19 protein-coding genes are annotated in these 18,036 nt (G+C 65.3%); 10 read left to right on the top strand and 9 right to left on the bottom strand.

What is annotated here, in order from left to right:
- The first annotated feature begins 68 nt into the window (after positions 1–68).
- The 3 genes from pruA (at position 69) to R4P57_RS14135 (ending at position 3,042) form a co-directional block, all read left to right on the top strand.
- A complete protein-coding gene (gene pruA, locus R4P57_RS14145) occupies positions 69–1,718 on the top strand; it encodes an L-glutamate gamma-semialdehyde dehydrogenase (protein ID WP_317803456.1) in 1,650 nt (549 codons plus the stop codon).
- The gene (locus tag R4P57_RS14140) at positions 1,715–2,659 is read left to right on the top strand and encodes a proline dehydrogenase family protein (protein WP_317803455.1); all 945 of its coding nucleotides are present in this window, start codon (positions 1,715–1,717) and stop codon (positions 2,657–2,659) included. Before pruA ends, R4P57_RS14140 begins: the two co-directional genes overlap by 4 nt.
- A gap of 194 nt (positions 2,660–2,853) precedes the next feature.
- The gene (locus R4P57_RS14135) at positions 2,854–3,042 is read left to right on the top strand and encodes a hypothetical protein (RefSeq protein WP_317803454.1); all 189 of its coding nucleotides are present in this window, start codon (positions 2,854–2,856) and stop codon (positions 3,040–3,042) included.
- Between the two features lie 153 nt (positions 3,043–3,195).
- Here R4P57_RS14135 and R4P57_RS14130 read toward each other — a convergent pair whose 3' ends face one another.
- A complete protein-coding gene (locus tag R4P57_RS14130) occupies positions 3,196–3,597 on the bottom strand; it encodes an STAS domain-containing protein (protein ID WP_317803453.1) in 402 nt (133 codons plus the stop codon).
- Positions 3,598–3,813: 216 nt separating this feature from the next.
- The gene (locus tag R4P57_RS14125; RefSeq protein WP_317803452.1) at positions 3,814–4,293 is read right to left on the bottom strand and encodes a MarR family winged helix-turn-helix transcriptional regulator; all 480 of its coding nucleotides are present in this window, start codon (positions 4,291–4,293) and stop codon (positions 3,814–3,816) included.
- A gap of 207 nt (positions 4,294–4,500) precedes the next feature.
- On the opposite strand from R4P57_RS14125, the gene R4P57_RS14120 reads away from it, so the two are divergent.
- Positions 4,501–6,501: an MMPL family transporter gene (locus tag R4P57_RS14120; RefSeq protein ID WP_317803654.1), complete on the top strand. Its 2,001-nt coding sequence runs from the start codon at positions 4,501–4,503 to the stop codon at positions 6,499–6,501.
- On the top strand, positions 6,498–7,127 hold the full coding sequence (locus R4P57_RS14115) for a lipocalin family protein (RefSeq protein WP_317803451.1): 630 nt from the start codon (positions 6,498–6,500) through the stop codon (positions 7,125–7,127). Before R4P57_RS14120 ends, R4P57_RS14115 begins: the two co-directional genes overlap by 4 nt.
- Before the next feature lie 72 nt (positions 7,128–7,199).
- Here the strand turns inward: R4P57_RS14115 and R4P57_RS14110 are convergent, their stop codons facing one another.
- Positions 7,200–7,817 carry an FKBP-type peptidyl-prolyl cis-trans isomerase gene (locus tag R4P57_RS14110; RefSeq protein ID WP_317803450.1) on the bottom strand — a complete coding sequence of 206 codons (618 nt, stop codon included), beginning with the start codon at positions 7,815–7,817 and terminating at the stop codon, positions 7,200–7,202.
- A 26-nt stretch (positions 7,818–7,843) separates the two neighbouring features.
- On the bottom strand, positions 7,844–8,698 hold the full coding sequence (locus R4P57_RS14105) for an SDR family oxidoreductase (RefSeq protein WP_317803449.1): 855 nt from the start codon (positions 8,696–8,698) through the stop codon (positions 7,844–7,846).
- Between the two features lie 113 nt (positions 8,699–8,811).
- On the opposite strand from R4P57_RS14105, the gene R4P57_RS14100 reads away from it, so the two are divergent.
- Entirely contained in the window at positions 8,812–9,186 is a 375-nt protein-coding gene (locus R4P57_RS14100; protein WP_317803448.1) for a helix-turn-helix domain-containing protein, read from the top strand.
- A 10-nt stretch (positions 9,187–9,196) separates the two neighbouring features.
- Here the strand turns inward: R4P57_RS14100 and R4P57_RS14095 are convergent, their stop codons facing one another.
- On the bottom strand, positions 9,197–9,547 hold the full coding sequence (locus tag R4P57_RS14095; RefSeq protein WP_317803447.1) for a VOC family protein: 351 nt from the start codon (positions 9,545–9,547) through the stop codon (positions 9,197–9,199).
- Positions 9,548–9,756: 209 nt separating this feature from the next.
- On the opposite strand from R4P57_RS14095, the gene R4P57_RS14090 reads away from it, so the two are divergent.
- Positions 9,757–10,236, top strand: a complete 480-nt coding sequence (locus tag R4P57_RS14090) for a DUF6764 family protein (protein ID WP_317803446.1) — start codon at positions 9,757–9,759, stop codon at positions 10,234–10,236.
- Between the two features lie 343 nt (positions 10,237–10,579).
- On the opposite strand, the gene R4P57_RS14085 is transcribed toward R4P57_RS14090, so the two are convergent.
- From R4P57_RS14085 to R4P57_RS14075, 3 genes are all read right to left on the bottom strand, one after another.
- Positions 10,580–11,599, bottom strand: coding sequence for a hemolysin family protein (locus R4P57_RS14085; protein WP_317803445.1), 1,020 nt, complete (start codon positions 11,597–11,599; stop codon positions 10,580–10,582).
- Positions 11,596–12,999, bottom strand: a complete 1,404-nt coding sequence (locus tag R4P57_RS14080; RefSeq protein ID WP_317803444.1) for a hemolysin family protein — start codon at positions 12,997–12,999, stop codon at positions 11,596–11,598. Before R4P57_RS14080 ends, R4P57_RS14085 begins: the two co-directional genes overlap by 4 nt.
- A 120-nt stretch (positions 13,000–13,119) precedes the next feature.
- Positions 13,120–13,554, bottom strand: a complete 435-nt coding sequence (locus tag R4P57_RS14075; RefSeq protein WP_317803443.1) for a universal stress protein — start codon at positions 13,552–13,554, stop codon at positions 13,120–13,122.
- Between the two features lie 80 nt (positions 13,555–13,634).
- Here R4P57_RS14075 and R4P57_RS14070 point away from each other — a divergent pair, with 80 nt between their 5' ends.
- The 3 genes from R4P57_RS14070 to R4P57_RS14060 are packed head-to-tail and all read left to right on the top strand — an operon-like array spanning position 13,635 to position 16,673.
- Positions 13,635–14,624 carry a Bug family tripartite tricarboxylate transporter substrate binding protein gene (locus R4P57_RS14070; RefSeq protein WP_037194470.1) on the top strand — a complete coding sequence of 330 codons (990 nt, stop codon included), beginning with the start codon at positions 13,635–13,637 and terminating at the stop codon, positions 14,622–14,624.
- The gene (locus R4P57_RS14065; RefSeq protein WP_317803442.1) at positions 14,621–15,151 is read left to right on the top strand and encodes a tripartite tricarboxylate transporter TctB family protein; all 531 of its coding nucleotides are present in this window, start codon (positions 14,621–14,623) and stop codon (positions 15,149–15,151) included. The genes R4P57_RS14070 and R4P57_RS14065 overlap by 4 nt, the downstream gene beginning before the upstream one ends.
- Positions 15,152–15,167: 16 nt before the next feature.
- Positions 15,168–16,673: a tripartite tricarboxylate transporter permease gene (locus tag R4P57_RS14060; protein ID WP_317803441.1), complete on the top strand. Its 1,506-nt coding sequence runs from the start codon at positions 15,168–15,170 to the stop codon at positions 16,671–16,673.
- 71 nt (positions 16,674–16,744) lie between these two features.
- Here R4P57_RS14060 and R4P57_RS14055 read toward each other — a convergent pair whose 3' ends face one another.
- On the bottom strand, positions 16,745–17,818 hold the full coding sequence (locus tag R4P57_RS14055; RefSeq protein WP_317803440.1) for an alkene reductase: 1,074 nt from the start codon (positions 17,816–17,818) through the stop codon (positions 16,745–16,747).
- Positions 17,819–18,036 lie beyond the last annotated feature (218 nt).

Raw genomic sequence — 18,036 nt, 5'->3', positions numbered from 1 at the left:
ACGGGCTGATTGAACGACGTGCGGATCGGACTTCAATGAGCAGCACACACCGAAGACGAGGAGCAGCCATGGACGCCGTCACATCCGTCCCCACCCCCACCAACGAGCCGGTCAACACCTACGCCCCGGGTAGCCCGGAACGCGCCCGATTGCGCAGCCGTCTGAGCGAGCTCCGGACGTCGCCCGTGGAGATCAGTCAGGTCATCGGCGGAGTTCACCGACAGGCCGACGGCCCGCGCGAGAACGTCGTCGAACCGCACAAGCACTCGTCGATCATCGGCAGCTTCACCGGTGCCACCCACCAGGATGTGCACGACGCCATCGACGCTGCGACGGCAGCAGCCCCCGCGTGGCGCGATCTCCCCTTCGACGAGCGCGCCGCGGTGTTCCTGCGGGCCGCCGATCTGCTCTCCGGTCCGTGGCGCGAAAGAATCGCTGCTGCAACGATGCTCGGACAGTCCAAGTCGGCATACCAGGCGGAGATCGACGCACCCTGCGAGCTGATCGACTTCTGGCGGTTCAACGTCACGTTCGCCCGGCAGATCCTCGCCGAGCAGCCGGTCTCGGCACCGGGAGTGTGGAATCGCGTCGAATACCGTCCGCTGGAGGGCTTCGTCTACGCCATCACCCCGTTCAACTTCACCGCCATCGCAGGCAACCTCCCCACCGCGCCTGCCTTGATGGGCAACACCGTGCTGTGGAAGCCCTCACCCACCCAGGCCGTGGCCGCCTATCTGACGCTTCAGTTGCTCGAAGCCGCTGGCCTGCCACCGGGGGTGATCAACCTGGTTCTCGGCGACGGGCCGATGGTGTCCGAAGTGGCCCTTGCCGATCCGCGTCTGGCCGGAATCCATTTCACCGGGTCCACGGCGACCTTCCAGACGCTGTGGCGCGAGGTGGGCAACAACATCTCGAACTACCACTCGTACCCACGTCTCGTGGGCGAGACCGGCGGTAAGGATTTCATCGTCGCGCACAGCTCCGCCGATCCGGATGTGTTGACCACAGCCATGATTCGCGGCGCGTTCGACTTTCAGGGACAGAAGTGCTCGGCAGCGTCCCGGGCGTTCGTACCGAAATCACTGTGGGCTTCGATGGGCGATACGTTCATCGAGCAGGTCTCGGCGCTGAAGTACGGTGACGTGACCGACCTGTCCAACTACGGCGGAGCCGTCATCGACCGAAAGGCGTTCGACCGCAACGCCGCTGCTCTCGATCGCGCCAAGTCGGTCCCCAGCCTCACCATCTCTGCAGGCGGCACGTGCGACGACTCGGAGGGGTACTTCGTCTCCCCCACGGTGCTGCTCGGCGACGACCCCACCGACGAGGCCTTCACCACCGAGTACTTCGGCCCCATCCTCGCCGTGCACGTGTACGACGACGCCAAGCCCGACGCCTATGCCGACATTCTCCGCACCGTCGACTCCGGATCGAAGTACGCATTGACCGGAGCGGTCATCGCCACCGACCGCACTGCCGTCGAACAGGCCCATGCCGCATTGCGATTCGCGGCCGGCAACTTCTACGTCAACGACAAGCCGACCGGCGCGGTGGTGGGCCAGCAACCGTTCGGCGGAGCCCGCGCGTCGGGCACCAACGACAAGGCAGGGTCACCGCAGAACCTGCTGCGCTGGACCTCGGCTCGCACCGTGAAGGAAACGTTCGTCCCGCCGACCACTCACGGCTACCCGCATCAGGAAGGCGAGGGCACGCGATGACCACCCTGCTGAGCAATCCGCTGCGTCCGGCACTGCTGGCCGCAGCACGTTCACCGAAACTGCAGGCGACGGTGACACGTCTACGCGCCACCCGATCCCTCGTCGACCGCTTCGTTGCGGGGGATTCGGAGCCTGCTGCCGTCGCCGCAGTCGACGCTCTGCTGGCGTCGGGCCGTTTCGTCTCGGTGGACTACCTCGGCGAGGACACCACCGACCGAGGCCAGGCGAGGGCAACAGTGGACGCGTATCTATCACTGATACAACGCTTTTCGACGCGACAGGCCGATGCGACAGCGCTGGAGATCTCGCTCAAGCTGTCCGCGCTCGGCCAGGGAATCGATCGAACCCTTGCGCTGGAGAACGCACGGACGATCTGCGCTGCTGCCACTGCGGCCGGTGTGTGGGTGACGGTGGATGCCGAGGACCACACCACCACCGATTCGACCCTGTCGATCGTTCGCGAACTGCGCGTGAACTTTCCGGATCTGGGCACGGTGCTGCAGGCCTACCTGAGGCGAACCGAAGCGGACTGCTGTGAGTTGTCCGGGCCGCGATCTCGGATCCGACTGTGCAAAGGTGCGTACAACGAACCGTCGTCGGTGGCGTTTCAGGGAGCGCGGGAGGTGTCCGACTCGTACCTCCGGTGCCTGAAGATACTGATGGACGGTCGCGGTTACCCGATGGTGGCCTCACACGACCCGGAGATGATCGAGGCGGCGGACAGGTTGGCGTCGGCTGCAGGACGGTCGTCCGAGGAGTTCGAGTTCCAGATGCTGTACGGAATCCGCGATCCCGAGCAGCGCCGACTAGTGGGCGCCGGCCGCAACGTACGCGTGTACGTCCCGTACGGGTCGCAGTGGTACGGCTACTTCATGCGCAGACTGGCCGAGCGTCCGGCGAACCTGATGTTCTTCGCGCGGTCGGTGCTCTCGCGTACGTAGCGGGCACACGACAACTCGCTCACCGCGAAAGCGCGCGCGTTTGCCAGCTGCGCGCAGAATCGCGTCGTTTCTGAGGCGATTTCGCGTGCATTCGACGAATGCGCGCGCGTGTGCGGATCCCAGGAGTCGGCCGCCGACTTCCCTCCGCGTTGCCGCGTGGATTAGGTTCTGCGACATCGGGGCACCCTGGTTGCATGGCTAATTACAGAGTTATCGATCCGCATGGAACCGTCGTCGAGACCAAGGACATTTCCAGTTCCGAGGATGCGCACGCCTGGTTCAAGGACAGCAAAGCGGACAACGAGGAGTTGGGGTGGCGACTCGAGGTCGAGCACGACGGCGAGTGGGCGTTCTTCAGCGACTCCGAAGGAACGAAAGACTAGTTCGCCTGGGCTGAAACACTCTCGGACGATCCTGAGCCTCGGCGACGCCGTCGAGCAGGGTCGTCCGTTGTGGAAGCTGGGCGCAGAACGAACAGTGGGCAGCCCCGGTACTGGAGCTGCCCACCTCTTGTCGCGGCGATAATCGCCGGAGTTCTACCGGTCGTTCGAAGGACGAGCCGTCGGAATCGTGGACTCGAGGTCGGCGACCTGGATCAGACGTGAGACCGAGCGTCCTGCGACGATCGACCAAGATGCGCCGATGCCGGCCGTGTAGTCACGGACTGCATCGAAGACTGTGAGACCTGCGATGCCGAAGAATTCGACATTGGACAGATCGAGGGTGACATGCCTTTTGCTGGACACGCGGCTACAGACGAAATCGGAGTACATCGGCGCGCTGCGCATGTCGATGTCGCCGTGGACGGCGACGACGAGAGAGCCGTCGGGGCCGTCGTGCGCGGTGAAGATTGCTCCGGTTGCTGCGACGGACACGGACTTCTCCGCGACAGTCACCGGGGTGGTTCGAACTTTGTTGCCTGAAGATTCAACACTCATGGCAGATCCCATCGATCGGTCGAACTGAGGGGGAAACCGATTGACGCAGCGGGAGCAGAATGTTGCCTGACCCGGACGCCGACTTCGCTGCGTTTCCCCGTGACCGGCTGTTAGCTCAACCGCGGTCAACCTTACGGCACTCGCACGCTCAGAGTCCAGCATCGGCTCGAGCAAGCCGCCTACCAGCGGTTCGAACATCGCACCCAGGCGCGGCCCCTACGCGCGACGACTGTTTCCCAGGTCGGCATGGTGTTCTCGCATAGCTCCGATGAGCGCTTCGAACACCCGATGCGCGGCGGCGAGATCGGCGTCGGGAAGGTCGGCCAACGCGGTGCTCGTGCGCCTGCCGAGGGGGCCGAAGAACCCGCGAGCGACCTCCATCCCGTGCTCGTCGTATCGCAGAATGACCTTGCGTCGATCGGATGCGTCGGATTCGCGGCGGATATGACCGGAGGTGATCATGCGCTCGACGAGGTAGGTCATCGCCGCCGACGACAGCCCCAGCATCGTGCCCAGTTCCCCCGCCGTCAGCGGCGCACCCTCGACATCGGCGACCATGACGTGAAGAAGCGCACGAAAGTCGTTGGGCCGCAGACTGTGTAGAGCGCCGAATACTTGGCCGATCTGTTCGGAGACCGACGACAGCGCTCGTAGATCCGCGGAAATCGCGGATTCGAGGTGGTTTCGGTCGGCCATGTCGGTGGTGACTCCTTCGCTGCGGTCAACGTCAGACTACTGCCCGCAAGAGATTCAGTTGCTTAATATCTAAGTAAATGAGATTGTTTCACCGTGGACAGCACTCGAACCGAGAACAAGACCGTCTGGGACCGCGTCGCGGTTGCGGCCACCGGGCGCAGATCCGGCGCTCTGGCGGCGGCCATCGTCATCCTCGCGGTCGCCGTGATGGGCTTGGTCGGCAGCAACGATTCCGCCGACCAATCGCCGAACTCGTTGCCGACGTCGGCCGAGTCCTACCAGGTGGACGAGCTCCTCGCCCAGTTCCCGGACTCCGATACCGCACCCGTGATTCTGGTTCTGAGCCGCGCCGATGGCGGCGACCTGACACCGGCCGATATCGAGGGCGCAGCTGCCGCACAGAGCAGGCTCCTCGGCGTCGATCGCTCGGTGCCGGACGAGCCCGGCTCGCCCCCGATCGTCGCACCCGACGGCAAAGCTGCCATTGCGCTGGTCCAGATCGATGCCGAGCTGTCGGGCTTCACGCTCAACGAACTGATCACCGAACTGCGGTCCGCTGCGAGCGACGGCCTCTCACCCGATCTGAATGCTCAGGTCACCGGCGGACCCGCCTTCGGTGCCGACATCGCGAACTCGTTCTCCGGTGCCAACCTCACGCTTCTCGCCGTCACCGCACTGGTGGTGGCCGTCCTCCTCATCGTCACCTACCGATCACCCATCCTGTGGTTGGTACCGTTGATCGTCATCGGTTTCGCCGACCGATTCGCCACCACCGTCGGCACCGCGCTGGCCCAGGCCACCGGCCTCTCCTTCGACGGTTCGACCTCCGGAATCACCAGCGTGCTGGTGTTCGGTGCAGGCACGAATTACGCACTGCTGCTGATCTCTCGATACCGCGAGGAGCTGCGCCGCGAGTCCGATCATCGCCTCGCCCTGCACCGCGCTGTTCGCCAGGCCGGGCCCGCCATCCTCGCCAGCAACGCAACCGTCGTGCTGGCACTGCTGACCTTGCTCCTCGCGATGCTGCCGAGCACCCGCAGCCTGGGGGCGCTGGCCGCGGCCGGCCTCGTCGTCGCAGCAGTGTTCGTCCTGTTCGTACTGCCGCCTCTGCTGAAACTGTGCGGTCCGAAGCTGTTCTGGCCCTTCGTTCCCAAGGAATCGGACCGGGACACCACCACGGAAGGCGTCTGGCACTCGATCGCCGCAGGCGTTGCCCGACGTCCCGTGGCGACGGCCTCGGTCACGATCGTCGCGCTGCTGGCATGCTGCGCCGCACTGTTCGGGACTCAGATCGGACTCTCGCAAACCGAGCAGTTCCGCGTCACCGCCGAGTCCGTCGAGGGCTTCGACACTCTCTCCCAGCACTTCCCGGCCGGATCCGCCGATCCGGTGACGGTCCTTGCTCCCACCGCAGACATCGACGGAGTCATCAGCACCGCCCAGGGCATCGACGGAGTCGTCTCGGTCGATCGCGTCGCAGATTCCGACACCGGTCTCACCCGCCTCTCGGTTGTCACCGATGCGGCCCCCGCATCCGACGAGTCGTTCGCCGTCGTGCAGGACCTCCGCGCCGCGCTCACCGGCGTGGACCGCGCACTGGTAGGCGGCAGCGACGCCAAAGCACTCGACACCACCGACGCAGCGGCCCGCGATCGCCTCGTGGTCATTCCCGCGATCCTCGCGGTCGTGCTCGCCGTGCTCCTGGTACTGCTGCGCGCCCTCGTCGCACCCGTGATCTTGGTTGCCACAACGGTATTGAGCGCAGTGGCCGCGATCGGGATCGGCAGCTGGGTGAGCCTGCACGTCTTCGGATTCCCCGCCCTCGACGACAACACTCCGCTGTTCGCATTCCTGTTCCTGGTCGCGCTCGGCGTGGACTACACCATCTTCCTGGTCACTCGCACCCGCGAGGAGACGCCTCGGCACGGCACCAGATCTGCCATCGTGCGGGCCGTATCGGCTACCGGAGGTGTCATCACCAGCGCGGGAATCGTTCTGGCAGCCGTCTTCTGCGTGCTCGGCGTCCTACCGCTGATCACCCTCACCCAACTCGGAATCATCGTCGGACTCGGTATTCTGCTCGATACCTTCGTGGTACGGACCGTCGTGATTCCCGCCCTGTTCACCCTCATCGGCCCGGGGATCTGGTGGCCGAACAGGATCGACTCGAACAAGAACACAACCGCAACTCAAGGAGCGAATACATGAAGATCCGCAACGCATTCGGCCGCACCGCACTTGTCGGTGCCCTCGCCGCAGGCGCACTGCTGACCGCGGCCCCGGCTCAGGCGCAGCCGGTCGGCCCGCTGGGATCGGTCGGCCTCGAGCCACTGGCTCCGATCCCGACACTCGACGTCGAGCGTTACCTGGGCACCTGGAACCAGGTTGCCGCGGTGCCGCAGCCGTTCAACCTGATCTGTGCCCGCGACACCCAGGCGAACTACCAGATGATCGACGAATCCAACATCCGCGTCGAGAACACCTGCACTACCTGGACAGGCCAGGAAAACCGCATCGTCGGCAACGCCCGAGTCAACGACACCACCACGAATGCCCAACTGCACGTGAGCTTCCCGGGCGTCCCCACGCAGGAGAGCCAGGAGGGGCCGACCAACTACATCGTGGCCTACATCGCCGACGACTACTCGTGGGCGTTCGTCGGAAGCCCCACCCGCACGTCCGGATTCGTGCTCAAGCGCACGCCCGACGTCAGCGTCGAGCAGTTCCGCGAGATCCGCAGCGTCGTCGAATCGCTGGGTTACGACTCGAACTTCATCACCACGACGCCCACCCCGGGCGGCGCGACGACGATTCAGCAGCTCTCGACGGTGTAAATGCGGCGGAGCCGCAGTGGTGCGGTCAAGTGCCCCAGGGGGGACTCAATCGCACCACTGCGCGGAGCGCACTCAGCTCGCGGACAGGATCGAGATCGCGAATATCAAGCTGTCTCCCGGCTCGATTCCGGCCGCCGGATTGCCGCTCGCGTATCCGTCGGCCGAGGTGACCGCCACGGCGACGGTCGAGCCGACAGTCTGTCCGGCGATGGCCTTCTGGAAGCCCGCGACGACTCCGTCGAGTGGGAACTCGACGGGCGCGCCCCGCTCGAAGCTACTGTCGAAGGTTTCCCCGGTGCGTCCGTTGACGCCCATGTAGCAGACCGACACCTCGGCGTCGGCTGCGATGACCGGCCCGTCCCCCGCTGTCAGAGTCTCGACCTGCGTCTCGGCGACGCTGAACGGGGCGTCGACGGTGACCGAGGGCGCGGCTGCGTCGGTGGACCCGACGACGGCGATGCTGCCGGAGTCCCCGTCCAGCGTCCATGCGGGGGTCGCTGCGGCGTCGGGTGTCGCCGTGGGGCAGGTGTTCGAGGCGGCCGGGGCACCGGCGCCGGAAGAAGCCGAGGACGTGGAGGTCGCCGGGGACGAGGTGTCCGAGTCCGAGCTGCAGGCACCCGTCAGCAGGACGAGCGAGACGGAGGCGGCCAGGAACACGGTGCGGGTGTAGGAGTGATTCACCGCGCCCACGCTACAAGTACCGCCCCCGATGCCCGTCACACTGCGGCGCGGAGTACTTCTGCGGCCGGGGTGGATGCTCGACCGATCAGGGCCTGCAGGTCTCCGGAGTGGGTGTCGAGCTCGCCGCGAGCGATTCCTGCGTCCGCGCTGGCCAACATGGTTGCCACGAAGTCGGGCAGTCCTGCGCCCTGGAGAATTGCGGCGTACTCGGACTCGGTGACGTCCGTGTAGACGATCGACGTGCCGGAGATCTCGCTGATGACGGCCGCGAGCTCGGCGTAGGTGAGGCGTTCGCCGCCGCCGAGCTCGTAGATCTTTCCGCCTTGATCGTCGAGTGTCAGCACGGCGGCGGCCGCGGCGGCGAAGTCGACGCGAGACGCGGCGGCGAGCTTGCCGTTACCCGCCGCACCGAGGAGCACTCCGCCCTCGATGGTCTGCGCGAGCGAGCCGAGGTAGTTCTCCCAGTACCAGCCGTTGCGCAGGAATACCGCGGGAATGCTGGACGCGGCGAGGCGTTCCTCGGTGGCCTTGTGCTCGGGCGCGAGGCTCACTCCCGACGTGTCGGCGGCGAGCAAGCTGGTGTACGCGATGAGGCCCACACCGGCGGCCTCCGCTGCCTCGATCACGTTGGTGTGCTGCGCAATTCGCTGCCCTACCTCGGAACCCGAGACGAGCAGCAGCTTGTCGACGCCCGCGAGAGCTGCCGTCATCGCGGCGGAATCGGAGTAGTCGGCGACCCGAACCACGACGCCGCGTTCGGCCAGCGGCGAGGCCTTGTCTGCGTTTCGGACGACCGCCACGATGTCGGCGGGTGCGACGCCACGCTCGATGAGTGCGTCGACGACGAGTCCGCCGAGGTTGCCCGTTGCTCCGGTTACCGCTGTGGTCATGATCGAACTCCTGAGGTTGAGGTTTCAAGTACACGCTCAGTATGCACTTACTTTTCATACAGTGCAACCTCTCAAGTCACCACTCACTTTTTCACATGCGCTAGCATGGCGATATGCCAAAGCCAGCAGAATCACTCGAAGCGTCCGTCTTCGCGCGTGACTGTGCGTCGAGGCAGACATTGCAGAACGCCACCAGCAGGTGGGGTGTGCTCGCGCTCGCTGCACTCACCGAGGGCGATTACCGATTCAACGCGTTGCGCCGACGTGTCGACGGCGTCAGCGAACGGATGCTCTCGCAGACCCTGCAGACCCTCGAGCGAGACGGGCTCGTGGTTCGCACCGTGCAGGGGACCATCCCGCCGAAGGTGGAGTACAGCCTCACCCCGATGGGACGCGATGTCGGTACCCGATTGAGCGATCTCATCGAACTCATCGAGGGCAACATGCCTGCCGTCCTCGAATCACGCGCCGAACACGACGCCCGCTGATCGGCTGGGTTCAGGCTGGAGGCGTCACCAGGCACCACTCGTTGCCCTCGGGGTCGAGGAGAACCTCAAAGGTTCCCGCCGCATCGGAGTGTCGGTCGCCGAGCACCCTCGCGCCGAGTGCCACTGCCTGGCCGACGGCATGGTCGATATTCGAGACAGCGACGTCGAGGTGGAGTCGGTTCTTGCCCGACTTGCCCTCCGGGACTCGCTGAAACGCCAGCCGAGTGAACTCGGGGACGTCGACGAAATGCCACGAGTCGTCGCGCACCCTCGGCTCTCCGCCGAGCACCCCGGCCCAGAATTTCGCCAGCAGTGCCGGCTCCGCACAGTCGAAAACGACCTCGTCCATCCGTCCGATCATGGCCTCATCGTAGGGACCGACGACGTCACCCGATTGCGTTATCGCAGCGTTACTTTACCGAGACGTTTTCGAGATCCTGATGAACCCGCGCCGCGTTCGGACCCGTCGAGACTCGACGCCAGGACGTGGGGGTCGTGCGCGACATCGGCCCGGCGACCGACACGCTCGGCACACCGGTGCCGACGCACTGATCTGGGGAGGCATCGACCATGTTCCACACCAAGAGGATTGTCGGCGGAGCAGCAGCATTCGGATTCGCGTGTGCGTTCGCGGTACTGGTACCCGGAACTGCATCCGCAGCACCGGTCGCCTGCACCACCGCACCCGGAGGGGCCGATATCGCTGCGCTCATCGGAGGATCGCAGTGCGACAGCTCCGCAGACGTCGCGAGTGCGGCGGCCGGCCTCGGCCTCGAGGGGTGGGGTTCGGCCGAGGCAATGAACAACGCAGCAGCCCTGGCACTCGGACTGAACGGTGGAACTGCGGTCAGCACCGGCAGTTTCGGTGGTGCGCCTGCAGCGATCGCCTTCGGCCCCGGTGCCGTCGCACAGAACACTGCAGCCGGCCTCGGGCTCTCCATCGCGGTGGCAGCACCAGGCTCCACCATCACCCTCACCCCGACCGGCGCGGTGTGCGACGGTGCCGGAATTGCCGGCAGCTTCACCACGCTGCAGGGCTGCATCGGCTGACGTGCGCCACAGGGGGGGCTCCGCGGAACGGGGTGAGCCGAGTGAGCGATATGCATGTCATCGAACGCCGCGTGATCTACAGTCTCAATGACCTACAGTCTCGGTCACCCACAGTCTCGGAACGCGAGCCGGCAACGGCACGCTGAACAAGGAGTTCGACGGCAATGATGTCCTACCTGCTCTACGACGTTCTGCTCCCCCAACTCGGCCACGACGTCGCGTCGTACTGGGCACACCTGCTGGTTGTCGCCCCAGTCTGAGTTCTACGACCGGACACGACAAAGGCATCCCCGCTCGGCCACGCAGGCCGGGCGGGGATGCCTCGTTCGAAACCGGAATCGACTCAGACGGGTTGGGGCAACAGCCGGGTCAGCACATCGGACAGTGTCACGACGCCGACGCTGCGCGCCGGATCGTCGGTCGCTGCCGAACCGTCGACCACCAGTGCCAGGTGATGCCGGGTCTCGCGCATCGACTGCAGGGCAACGTAAACCGGCGTCGTCGCCTCCAGCGTGTACGCCGGACGCGTGATCTCGGCGAGGGTCTGCGGCGCGGTCAACGTATCGCGCACGTGCACCACGCCCTTGACCACGTCCGCGTCACTGACCAGGATCCGCAGATGCCCCGAGCGACGCGAGGCCTCGCGCACGTCGTCGATGGTCGCCGTCGACGGTACCGACGTGGGCTTGCCGAACTGGCGCACCAGGTCGCCGACGGTCAGTTCCTGCAGTTCGAGCGCACTCGAGATCTGCGCCTGGTAGCTGGCGTCCAGAGCACCGACGTTCACCGAATGCTCCACCAGCTGACGCAGATCGTCCGCGTTCTGGCCCGTACCCACGGTGTCGGCCGGCTCGACGCCGACCCGCCGCAAGCACCAGTTCGCCATGTTGTTCAGCGCCGTCAGCACCGGACGGGTGAGAAACATGAACGCGCGCATCGGGATCGCGAGCATCGTCGCGGACTTCTCCGGATGGGCGATGGCCCAGGACTTCGGAGCCATCTCACCGACCACCAGGTGCAGGAAGGTGACGATGATCAGCGCGAGCACAAAACCGAGGACGTCGGCGAACCAGTACGGCAGGCCACCGCTCTCGAACAGCGGTGTGAGCCAGTAGTGCACGGCCGGTTTGGTCGTTGCACCGAGGCCGAGGGTGCAGACGGTGATGCCGAGTTGCGAGCCGGCGAGCAGGACTGTCAGCTCGGACGAGCTGCGCAGAGCTGCACGCGCGGAGCGTGAATTGGGAGCGGCGTCTTCGAGCCGATGCCGCTTGGCGGCCAACAGCGCGAACTCGACGGCCACGAAGAAGGCGCTGGCAGCGATGAGGCCGATCGTGACGGCCAGGAAAACCCAGATGTTGCTCATCGGTGCACACTTTCCTTCGTCTCGGCCGACTCGTCGTCGTGCTCGGGGTCACGCTCGCCGAGTGTCAGGGTCAGCAGGGACGGGACGTGACTGTCGATCTCCTCGATCTCGAGAATCACGAAGCGAACGGGACTCTCCTCGTCGTTCGCCAGATCGGCGTTGTCCGGTGGTAGGTCCACTTCGATCCGTTCCCCGACGTCGGGGAGAGATCCGTTGTGCGCGATGGCAAAACCGGCAATGGTCTCGTAATCGCCCTCGGGCAGATCGATACCGATAGCGCGTTCGACCTCGTCGACGTGCACCTCACCGGCCATGGTCCAGCTGCCGTCGTCGGCACTGACCGGGCTCGGATCGGACAGGTCGTCGTCGTGCTCGTCGGTGATCTCGCCGACCAGTTCCTCGGCCAGGTCCTCGATCGTGATGACGCCGGTCAGACCGCCGTATTCGTCGATGACACAAGCCAATTGGTTCTTCGTCGAGCGCAACTCGCGCATCGCATCGGGCAGAGTCTGGATCTCCGGGAGGATCAGCGCGTCACGCGTGAGCTCGGAGATCGGTGTGGAACTCGGCACCGTCGCAGACAGGACGTCCGCGAGATGCACGACGCCGACGATGCCGTCGTCCTCGTCGAGCACCGGGTACCGAGAGTGCTCCTGACCCATCAGGGCCGCGACCTCGGCGAGGGTGTCGGTGTCTCGAACCGTGGCCGAACGCGAGCGCGGAATCATCGCGTGTTCGACCGTGCGAGTAGGGAAGTCGAGGATACGGTCGAGCAGCGTAGACAGCTCGTCGGGCAGATCGCCTGTCTCGCGTGAGTCCGAGACGATATGCTCGAGGTCGCGCAGGCTGGCCGAATGCTCCACGTCGTGCACCGGCTCGATCTTGAGCGCCTTGAGCAACAGGTTCGACGACTGGTCGAAGATGGTGATCAACCAGCCGAAAAGCTTGAGGTAGATGGTTGTCGACAGTGAGAGCCATCGAGCCACCGGCTCGGGGCGGGCGATGGCGAAGTTCTTCGGGAACAGTTCACCGAAGAGCATCTGCACGAACGTCGCGAACGTGATCGCCAGAACGGCACCCAGGCCGACACCGACGGCCGTCGGAACTCCGACGCCGCCCAGTATCGCGCCGAAGGACTGACCGATCAGCGGTTCGGCGACGTAGCCGACGAGCAGACCGGTGACCGTGATGCCCAGCTGGGCACCGGACAGCATGAACGACGTGCGCTTGGTGACGGTCAATGTGCGAGCTGCGACGGCATCACCGGCCTCGGCGCGAGCCTTGAGCCGGGACCGGTCGACGGTCATGTACGCAAATTCCTGAGCTACGAAGTAGCCGGTCGCGACGGTGATGAGGAAAACGACGAGCAGGCCGAGCAAGAGAGTGAGCAGAACGCTCATTCGCCGGACACCGCCTCGCACGTAGTAGCTGTGGTGCGGGGAGCCGTGTCCGGCCCGGGTTTATCGCTGTCCATGTTTCCTCTGAGTTGTGTGATGTGAACTTTGTCCGATACTACCGGGTCAGGGCGCTTTGACGACCAGGACGGGGACCGGGCAGTCGAGCAGCACTCGCTGCACGGTGCTGCCCATCAAGAACTTGCCGACCGCGGAACGACGCTTGGAACCGATGACGACCATTGCCGCACCGACGTCCGCGACGAGGTCGACCAGAGCGCCGGCCGGGTCGCCGCCGTCGGGCTCGACGCGCACGGTGGTCGCGATCCCCGGCAGCGTTCGCTCGACCTCGGCCTGCGCTGAGCTGCGGTCGTCCGCGGACACCGAATCTCGGTCCACCACGGACAACACGATCAACGGGGCCTGACGCAGCTCGGCCTCGGCGGCACCGCGGCGCAACGCTTCCTGCCCCTCCGGTGTGTTGCTCATCGCTACTGCCACTGCGCTCGCTACCGACACGTTCTCTCCCGTTGCTCGTTGCTCGTATCCACCGAGGATCACCCTCGGAGAGTTGTGAACTGGACTAATCAGACAAACTGTATCTAACCTGACGCTGTGACACACCACACGAAAGGTCTCTGATGGCGATATCGCCCACACTGCTACGAACGGCCGGAGCCCTGGTGGTGGTGGGAGCAGTCACCGTCGCCGGAATCGATGCCGCTCGCAGTGCCAGCGGCTCCGATGCCCGAGCCAAACTGACGCTGATCGCACCTGCTGCCGCAGGCGGCGGCTGGGATCTCGTCGCCCGTGAATCGCAGCAGGCGCTGCGCAGCGACGGCATCGTCAACAACGCCCAGGTCGTCAACGTTCCCGGTGCAGGCGGCACCATCGGCCTGAGCCAACTCGAGAACCTCAGTGGGCAGCCCACCACCGTCATGATCACCGGCACCGTCATGCTCGGCGGTATCGCGATCAACAACTCCGAGACCACCCTTGCCGACACCGTCCCGATCGCCAAACTCGCCGAGGACTTCGAAGTGTTCGTCGTCCCGAAGGACTCGCCGATCCAGAACCTCGAGGACATGATCGAGGCCTGGCGCGCCAACCCCGGAGGCCTTCCGATCGGCGGCGGTTCACTCGGCGGCATCGACCACATCGTGGCGGGCCAGTTGGCACAGGAAGCCGACATCGACCCGGCCGCAATCAATTACATCGCTTACTCCGGCGGCGGCGAGGTACTGACGTCGCTGCTGTCGAACACCGTCGGCGTCGCGGTCAGTGGGTTCAACGACTTCCGCGACCAGATAGAGGCAGGCAACGTGCGTGCACTCGCAGTGGCCGCTCCCGAACCGCTCGAGGGATTCGACGTGGACACGTTCATCGAACAGGGTTACAACGTCGACCTCGTCAACTGGCGCGGAATCGTTGCGCCCCCGGGAATCTCGGACGAGGACCGCCAAACGCTCGTCGATATCGTCACCGAGATGGTCGAGACCGAACAGTGGGCCACGGCCGTCGAACGCAACCGCTGGAAGGAATCGGTTCTGACCGGAGACGAATTCGGAGAGTTCCTCGACGTCGAGCAGACACGTATCACCGGAATTCTCGAGGAGTTGGGGCTGGTATGACAACGACGACTACCGACACGGACACATCCCGGTCGTTCTGGACGGGCCGCAGTGGACTGATCGTTCCGGCGCTTCTCGTCGCACTCGGAGCCTTCCTGGTCTACGGAACCGTCACGATGCAGGTTCCACCCACCGCCACATCACCTGGCCCGCAGGTCTTTCCGGCCATCGTCGCAGGAGGCTGCTTCGTCGTCGCGCTGCTGGTCACCGTTCAGCTGTTGATCAAGCCCGACGTCGTCGACCGCGGTGTCGACGCCGACGGAGTGCCGCACACCGGCACCGTCAGCAACTGGCGCACCCTGTCGATCACCGTCGGATCGGTGGCCGTGTTCATCGCCCTTCTCGACCCGCTCGGCTGGGTTCTCGCCGGAGCGCTGCTGTTCTGGGGCGTCTCGGTCGGATTGGGTGGTCGCCGTTACGTGTTCGACGCGGCCGTCGCACTACTGGTCTCGAGCGCGGTTCAGATTGCATTCTCCGCGGGCCTCGGCCTGACCCTGCCCGGCGGCGTCCTCGCCCAGATTTTCTGACGGAGCTGACTCTACGATGGATTCATTGAGCAATCTGATCGACGGGTTCGGCACCGCGCTGACTCCCATGAACCTGGTGTGGGTGTTCGTCGGTGCGCTACTCGGTACTGCCGTCGGCGTCCTACCCGGTCTCGGCTCTGCCATGGCGGTGGCGCTGTTGCTGCCCGTCACGTTCACCCTCGACCCCACCGCCGCGCTGATCATGTTCGCCGGAGTGTATTTCGGTGGTCTGTTCGGTGATTCGATCTCCGGCATCCTGATGAACACTCCCGGCAACAGCACCGCAATCGCCGGGACGTTCGAGGGGCACCGGATGGCCAAGAACGGCCGGGCCCCACAGGCTTTGGCCACGTCGGCCATCGGCGCGTTCATCGGCGGCATCATTGCCACGACCCTGGTGGTGTTCTTCGCTCCTACTCTCGCGTCGTTGGCGACCAACTTCGGTCCGGCCGAATACCTGGCCCTCGCGGTGTTCGCGTTCATCGCCACCTCGGCCGTGGTCTCGGACTCGGCCCTCAAAGGTTTGACCGCGCTGCTGATCGGCCTCACCCTGGCCGTGATCGGTATCGACGGTCCCTCGGGCGCTTCGCGATTCACCTTCGAGGTTCCTGCCCTGTTCGACGGCATTCACATCGTGGTCATCACCGTCGCGATGCTCGCTCTCGGTGAGGTCATCCACATCGCTTCGAAGATCGGCCGGCCCGAGGACCGGACCCTGATCAAATCCGAGGGACGCCCCTGGCTCAGCAAAGCCGAATTCCGCGAAGCACTACCGGCTTGGATGCGCGGCACGGCATTCGGTGTGCCGTTCGGTGTGATCCCCGCGGGCGGTGCCGAAGTACCCAGCTTCCTGGCCTACGGCACCGAGCGCAGACTCGATCGCAAGCGCGCGAAGCCGATGTTCGGCAAGGGTGCCATTCGCGGCGTCGCCGGACCGGAGGCGGCCGGAAACTCCACCGCCGGCACGGCTATGGGCGCGCTGCTTGCTCTGGGTCTGCCGACGTCGGCGACGGCGGCCATCATGTTGGCCGCCTTCCAGCAGTACGGCATGCAGCCCGGACCACTGCTGTTCGAGCGCAGCGGCGACATCGTGTGGGCCCTACTGGCCAGCCTGTTCGTGGCGATGATCGTGCTGCTGATCCTCAACCTGCCGTTCGCACCGTTGTGGGCGCAGCTGCTCAAGATCCCGAAGAACTACCTCTACGCCGGCATCTCGGTGTTCGCCGCCCTCGGTGTGTACGCATCGAGTGCCTCGATCGTGGATCTGATCTTCATGCTCGGGCTCGGCATCGTCGGATTCATGATGCGCCGTTACGACATTCCGTTGGCACCGGTGTTGATCGCGGTGATCCTCGGCCCGCTCGCCGAGGAATCGCTCCGACGCGCACTGGCCGTCAGCGAAGGCGATCCGTCGATTTTGGTCGGCAGCGCGATCACCATCGTGCTGTACGCACTGATGATCATCGCTGTGGTGTTCTCGATCGTCAGCAAGGTCCGCGCCCGCAAGACCGCTGACTTCTGAGTGCGCTCCGCGCAGTGGTGTGCTCAAGTGCCCCAGAGGGCACTTGAGCACACCACTGCCGCAGGCACTCGTCAGTGCTGCAACGCCGGGTAATCCGTGTAGCCCTTGGCACCCTCGGTGTAGAAGGTGCTCTGATCGGGCTCGTTCAGCGGCAGATCCTCGCGCCAGCGGTAGGCGAGGTCCGGGTTCGCGATCGCCGGTCGCCCGACGACGACGGCGTCGCCGATACCGTCCTCCATCAGCGAGAGTGCCTCGTCACGACTGGTGATCTCACCGAAGCCACTATTGACGAGTACTGCGCCACCGAATCCCTGCCGCAGATCCTGAACGAGCTCGCCCGCCGGATCCTTGTGCAGCACGCTGAGATAGGCCAACCCCAGCGGTGCGAGCCGCTCGACCAGGGCACGGTAGGTGGCACGCACGTCGTCGGAATCCGTCTCGAGCGCATCCTGGATGTTGTGCTCTGGTGAGATGCGGATTCCCACCTTGCCCGCTCCGAGCGCGTCGGCCACTGCTTCGACCACCTCGGCTACGAAGCGTGCCCGGTTCTCGGGCGAGCCGCCGTACGCGTCTTCGCGCTGATTGGAGGCGGGCGAGAGGAACTCGTGCAGCAAATACCCGTTGGCACCGTGGACCTCGACGCCGTCCATCCCAGCCGCGATCGCATTCTTCGACGCCTGCACGAAATCTGCGATCACCGAGGGCAATTCGTCTTCACGTAGCGCACGAGGGGTGGGGTACGGCTTCTTGCCCTCGTACGTGCGGGTCTCGCCGTCGATGGCAATGGCACTGGGTCCGACGACCTCGTGGCCACCCGTCGTCGCCTCGTGGGTCACCCGACCGGCATGCATCACCTGAGCGACGATCAGTCCGCCGTCGGCGTGCACCGCGTCGGCGACGTTGCGCCAACCCTCGATCTGCTCGTCCGTCACCAGACCGGGCTGACCTGGGAAGCCCTGGCCCGCGTGGCTCGGGTAGGTGCCTTCACTGACGATGAGACCGAGGGATGCACGTTGCTTGTAGTGCTCGACCACCAGCGGGCCCGGCACGCCGTCCTTTCCGGAACGCACCCGCGTGAGCGGAGCCATCACCAACCGGTTGTCGAGCTTCAGGTCGCCGAGCGCCAACGGGGAAAACAACTTCATGGATCTCTCTCCTCACGAGTGCGTGCACAGTCTTCGCCACTGCTCACTCGAACGATCGAGATCCACGACGCTATTCCGGTCCGAGACATTGCTCACCCCGGAAACAACAGTGGTGGGGGGGGGGGGGGGGGGGGGGGGGGGGGGGGGGCCGCGCGGGTCTTGGGGGTGGAGGCCGCCGGGCGGGGCGCCGAGGCCGGGCCGCGGCGGCCGGGCGCCGG

Origin of the sequence: Rhodococcus sp. IEGM 1330 (assembly GCF_033142445.1) — a bacterium.
GTDB lineage: Bacteria > Actinomycetota > Actinomycetes > Mycobacteriales > Mycobacteriaceae > Rhodococcoides.
Note: the sequence above shows the minus strand (reverse complement) of the source record. Positions and strands in the feature narration are given on the sequence as shown.

Bases quoted from the DNA above. Each gene is read 5' to 3' on its own strand.
- R4P57_RS14070 (WP_037194470.1), top strand. From the start codon at position 13,635: ATGGCGATATCGCCCACACTGCTACGAACGGCCGGAGCCCTGGTGGTG.
- R4P57_RS14140 (WP_317803455.1), top strand. From the start codon at position 1,715: ATGACCACCCTGCTGAGCAATCCGCTGCGTCCGGCACTGCTGGCCGCA.
- R4P57_RS14065 (WP_317803442.1), top strand. From the start codon at position 14,621: ATGACAACGACGACTACCGACACGGACACATCCCGGTCGTTCTGGACG.
- R4P57_RS14105 (WP_317803449.1), bottom strand. From the start codon at position 8,698: ATGACCACAGCGGTAACCGGAGCAACGGGCAACCTCGGCGGACTCGTC.
- R4P57_RS14130 (WP_317803453.1), bottom strand. From the start codon at position 3,597: ATGAGTGTTGAATCTTCAGGCAACAAAGTTCGAACCACCCCGGTGACT.
- R4P57_RS14080 (WP_317803444.1), bottom strand. From the start codon at position 12,999: ATGAGCGTTCTGCTCACTCTCTTGCTCGGCCTGCTCGTCGTTTTCCTC.
- R4P57_RS14120 (WP_317803654.1), top strand. From the start codon at position 4,501: ATGGGCTTGGTCGGCAGCAACGATTCCGCCGACCAATCGCCGAACTCG.
- R4P57_RS14100 (WP_317803448.1), top strand. From the start codon at position 8,812: ATGCCAAAGCCAGCAGAATCACTCGAAGCGTCCGTCTTCGCGCGTGAC.
- R4P57_RS14115 (WP_317803451.1), top strand. From the start codon at position 6,498: ATGAAGATCCGCAACGCATTCGGCCGCACCGCACTTGTCGGTGCCCTC.
- R4P57_RS14055 (WP_317803440.1), bottom strand. From the start codon at position 17,818: ATGAAGTTGTTTTCCCCGTTGGCGCTCGGCGACCTGAAGCTCGACAAC.
- R4P57_RS14125 (WP_317803452.1), bottom strand. From the start codon at position 4,293: ATGGCCGACCGAAACCACCTCGAATCCGCGATTTCCGCGGATCTACGA.
- R4P57_RS14135 (WP_317803454.1), top strand. From the start codon at position 2,854: ATGGCTAATTACAGAGTTATCGATCCGCATGGAACCGTCGTCGAGACC.
- pruA (WP_317803456.1), top strand. From the start codon at position 69: ATGGACGCCGTCACATCCGTCCCCACCCCCACCAACGAGCCGGTCAAC.
- R4P57_RS14090 (WP_317803446.1), top strand. From the start codon at position 9,757: ATGTTCCACACCAAGAGGATTGTCGGCGGAGCAGCAGCATTCGGATTC.
- R4P57_RS14095 (WP_317803447.1), bottom strand. From the start codon at position 9,547: ATGATCGGACGGATGGACGAGGTCGTTTTCGACTGTGCGGAGCCGGCA.
- R4P57_RS14085 (WP_317803445.1), bottom strand. From the start codon at position 11,599: ATGAGCAACATCTGGGTTTTCCTGGCCGTCACGATCGGCCTCATCGCT.
- R4P57_RS14060 (WP_317803441.1), top strand. From the start codon at position 15,168: ATGGATTCATTGAGCAATCTGATCGACGGGTTCGGCACCGCGCTGACT.